The following is a 4,031-nucleotide window of genomic DNA, read 5'->3' as shown; positions in this document are numbered from 1 at the left end:
TTCCTTTAGAGTGCCTCAAAAACCGGTCAAAACTACTAAAATTTACTCCGAACAGGGTGAATAAGGCCCTATTTCCTTTAAACGCAATAGAGAAATTTCGATTTGGAAGCACTTTAGCAGCTGTTAAGTTAATGATATTGCTATTAACTGATAACTGATAACTTTCTCACCAATTTCCCACTACGGATATGATAAAATAATGATAAGAAAGTACGGGAGGCGATACTATGGATATTTCCGAAGAGATTTCCAAAATGAATTTTTACAAAACTTTCGAGCCCTACATCGATCCTTCTGTCACCATGGCAGAGCGGATGAAAGGGAATGTGCGCCTCGTATCCGGTGCACCGAAAGAGGCAAAAGAGGCCCTTTCGAAATGGAAGGCCATCGTATTGAAGAAACGGCTTTTCTAAGGAGGTCATTATGGACTGCAAACTCGATGAAGAAGGCAAACTCATGCTGCAGGGGCTCACGGAATCCCAGAAAACCCAGGCCCTCACCCTCTATGCCGGCCGGGAAAAGAAAAAATGGCTGGCCTACGTCCTCTGGGTCGTCTTTGCGGCCTACTATATCTACCTGGGACGGATTGTGAGAAATATCATCCTCTGGATCCTCATGTGCTGTTTCATCGGTGTCATCTGGTGGGTCATCGACCTTTTCCGTATCTCCGGCATGGTGGATAAGAAAAACAAGGAAATACTGATCCAGTGCATCAATGAAGCGAAGGAGATGTATGCTTAATTTGTGTCATTTGAAAATACTATGATCTGAGTCAGATGCGGTATTCGTGGGTTAGCCTCACCTCGGCGAGCCCCGGTATAGACTTTTCGAGATTTCGTGAATCGTGATTCGTGGTTCGGAAGCGGAAGAAGATTTTTAAACTTCGACAGGCAGGTGTCCTTTGTCCGGAGTCAGCTGCGGTTTTCGTGGGTTAGCCTCACCACGACATGAAAGTGTAATCTCACTCCGAAATTTCAGGGTGCGAGATGGTGTCGGCGCTGATGCGCCGACGATTTTTTTATGGGGGAGTTGACCCCATTCGAGAAAACCCCACGAAAAAAGCCACCTTGCGGCGGCTCCCCTCGGTCAATCACGATGTCTGGATTCAGTATAACATGAGAAAGCCAATTTGTCATATCCCCTGTAGAAACAATAATTCCCAAGTGATCAGTTCATAGTTCTCAGTGAATGTGCCCGCATCAAAAGCCAAAGCGGGCATTTTTTATTTGCAATTTACTAATCATCCTGCCTGTGCACATTCCCCATTAAAAAGCAGGCGGCCATCAGGCCGCCCACCTTCCCGAGCCCCGCACCCCGAACCCCGAAATCTCGCTAGAGACTCCATCGGGGCATGCCGAGGTGAGGCTAAGACCCGAAAACCGTAACTGACTTAACTCACTGTATCTGCCAGATGACTCCAAGAAACCCGCCTGTGCAAAATCCCCATAAAAAAATCGGGTGCCCATCAGGGCACCCACCTTCACGAACCACGAACCACGAATCACGAAATTTCGAAATTGGCTAAAACGGGGCTCGCCGAGGTGAGGCTAACCCACGAATATCGTAACTGACACAAGACAAATATCTGCCAGATGACTCAATTATCATTAGACACATGCGCTTTATCGAAAATGAGGAAGCAGATGGAAACGATCATGGCAGTAACCGTTGCAAGTCCCATCCCTTTAAGCTGTACAGGTCCTACAACCACGGTAGCTCCGGAAAGGCCGGAAATCATGGTAACTGCGGTAAGAATGAGGTTTCTGGATTTCGTATAATCCACTTTCTTTTCGATGAGCATACGGATACCGGAAGCTGCGATGAAACCGAAAAGAAGAATGCAGACACCTCCCATGACCGGAGTCGGAATGGCATGGATCAGGGCTGCAATTTTTCCTACGAAGGAGAAAATGATGGCAAAAACAGCGGCCCCTGCAATAACCCAGGTAGAATATACACCGGTCATAGCCATGACGCCCATATTTTCACCGTAAGTGGTATTCGGGGTGGAACCGACGAAACCGGAAATGATGTTGGAAAGACCATCGGCGAAAAGGGAACGATGAAGTCCCGGATCCTTGATGAGGTCTCTTCCCACGATATCGCTGGTTACGAAGAGATGGCCCAGATGTTCAGCCAAAACTACGAAAACTGCAGGAAGAATCATCATAATGGCGGAAAGATTGAAATGGGGTGCATAGAAAGTAGGCGGAGCCACCCAGGCGATGGATTCCACTTTGGAAAAATCGACAACTCCCAGAATGATGGAAAGGATATAACCGGCAATGACACCGATCAGAATCGGAATGATGGAAATAAATCCCCGTCCCAGTACGGTAGCCAGAATCGTTACCACAAGAGTAAACATGGAAATTGTTATAGCCGTCGATGCGCTCATTCCCTGAGGATCTCCGATAAATCCGGACATACTCATGGCCAGAGGAGCCAGTTCCAGACCGATAATAGCTACGATAGCTCCCATGGCTGCCGGAGGAAACAAGACATCAATCCAGGCGACCCCTATTTTTTTGACCAAAAGCGCAATAATCACGAAACAGAGACCAAAAGCAATGAATCCGCCCTGGGCATCGGCATAAGTCATCCCTTTTGCAGCCGTGACGGCCAATACCGGTGAAATAAAGGCAAAGGAAGAACCCAGATAAGCAGGAAGCTTCATTTTGCAGATGAAAAGATAGAGAAGAGTACCGATGCCGTTCATGAAAAGACAGGTAGCCGGGTCCACATTCAGCAAAAACGGTACGAGTACCGTAGAGCCAAACATGGCAAAGAGATGCTGCAGACTGAGTGGAATGGTCGGCAGAATCGGAAGCCTCTCCTCGACGTGAATAATTCGTTTCGCCATTTCTTTCCTCCCCGTGGAAATGATTCAGAAAAAAGAGGCCCTTCGCCTGCGCACGAAGAACCTCCTTCCTGAATCTGTCAAATTTATCCATATCATTTTATTCTTTTTTCATGGTAAAAGCAAGAGAGTTTAGAGCAAATGATGATTGAGTAAACAACAACCCTTTTTGAGTCGTGAAACTTTTGAATCGGGGTTGTCGGGGATGTCGGGATTCGTTTCAGGGCTGTCGGGAAGATGGCGCCCTTTCGGGCACATTTCTTATGGGGCCTTCGGCCCGCAATAGTGCCGAAACCGGTTCTGCACAGGCGGTGACTCTATCATTTCGACCTGTATCCGTATTCCCTGCCCCACGAGCATCTGCATCTACGCACAGAAGAAAACGGGTATTCCCAGCCATGAGCAGGAAGCAGAGAAATCACAGCGTTCTCCCAAGGATATAAGAAATCCAGACGAAAGATTCTCATCGATTTCAGCCAATTCCACTCAAGTCGTTACCGTCAAAGCCCTCCCAAGTTTGGGAGGGTGCCTGAGCGAAGCGAAGGCGGGTGGGTTGCTCCACCGGTCCTTCGCCCCGCCTGTGCACAGCCCCCATAAAAAAATCAGGCGCCCCTCAGGGCGCCCACCTTCACGAATCACGAACCACGAATCACGAATTTTCGAAATTGACTCAGTCCACTGTATCTGACAATTGACTCTGAAATCACTACGTTACGCATGAATCTTTTCCTTCATTTCCGACTTGTAAGATCGTACGCCCCTCCTGCCCTTCGGGCACCCTCCCGGACGCGGGAGGGACGCATGGAATCATTTGTATCACTATCGACATGTAAGTTTCCGCTGCGATTTCCATCCATCCTCTTGCAGCAGAATCATCAATACGAAAAAACGGGCTTTTCATTCCCGCTTGTGCAAATCCCCCATATAAAAAGAAATCCACCAGCTTAGCTGGTGGTTCTTATTATGCGGCCTCAAGGGCCTTTATTACTAGCGGCGCGTTACCGCGCTTGTGTTTCTGCTGCTTGCGTTATTATTTCTTGCTACCCGTAAACGGGTCGAATAAATCCTCTTCCACGTTTGATTCTTCATCTTCCTTTAACTGGTTCTGTATATATTTTGCAATCATTTTTGTGTTCTTTCCTACCGTGTCTACATAATATCCTCTGCACCA

3 protein-coding genes and 1 pseudogene are annotated in these 4,031 nt (G+C 47.7%); 2 read left to right on the top strand and 2 right to left on the bottom strand.

Translation table 11 applies throughout. The features are described from left to right. Positions 1–227: 227 nt before the first annotated feature. Together VZT47_RS09600 and VZT47_RS09595 are read left to right on the top strand one after the other, a co-directional pair. Positions 228–413, top strand: a complete 186-nt coding sequence (locus VZT47_RS09600; RefSeq protein WP_296957119.1) for a hypothetical protein — start codon at positions 228–230, stop codon at positions 411–413. A 10-nt stretch (positions 414–423) separates the two neighbouring features. Next, positions 424–741, top strand: a complete 318-nt coding sequence (locus VZT47_RS09595) for a hypothetical protein (protein WP_330224744.1) — start codon at positions 424–426, stop codon at positions 739–741. Between the two features lie 856 nt (positions 742–1,597). Here the strand turns inward: VZT47_RS09595 and uraA are convergent. Both uraA and VZT47_RS09585 read right to left on the bottom strand, forming a co-directional pair. After that, positions 1,598–2,863, bottom strand: a complete 1,266-nt coding sequence (gene uraA / locus VZT47_RS09590) for a uracil permease (protein WP_330224743.1) — start codon at positions 2,861–2,863, stop codon at positions 1,598–1,600. Positions 2,864–3,890: 1,027 nt separating this feature from the next. Further along, a pseudogene (locus VZT47_RS09585) lies at positions 3,891–4,031 on the bottom strand (IS200/IS605 family transposase); the annotation flags it as partial.

It is taken from the genome of Dialister sp. (assembly GCF_036343215.1).
Lineage (GTDB): Bacteria > Bacillota > Negativicutes > Veillonellales > Dialisteraceae > Dialister.
The sequence above is the reverse complement of the archived record's forward strand: the minus strand, read 5'-3'. Positions and strand labels throughout refer to the sequence as shown.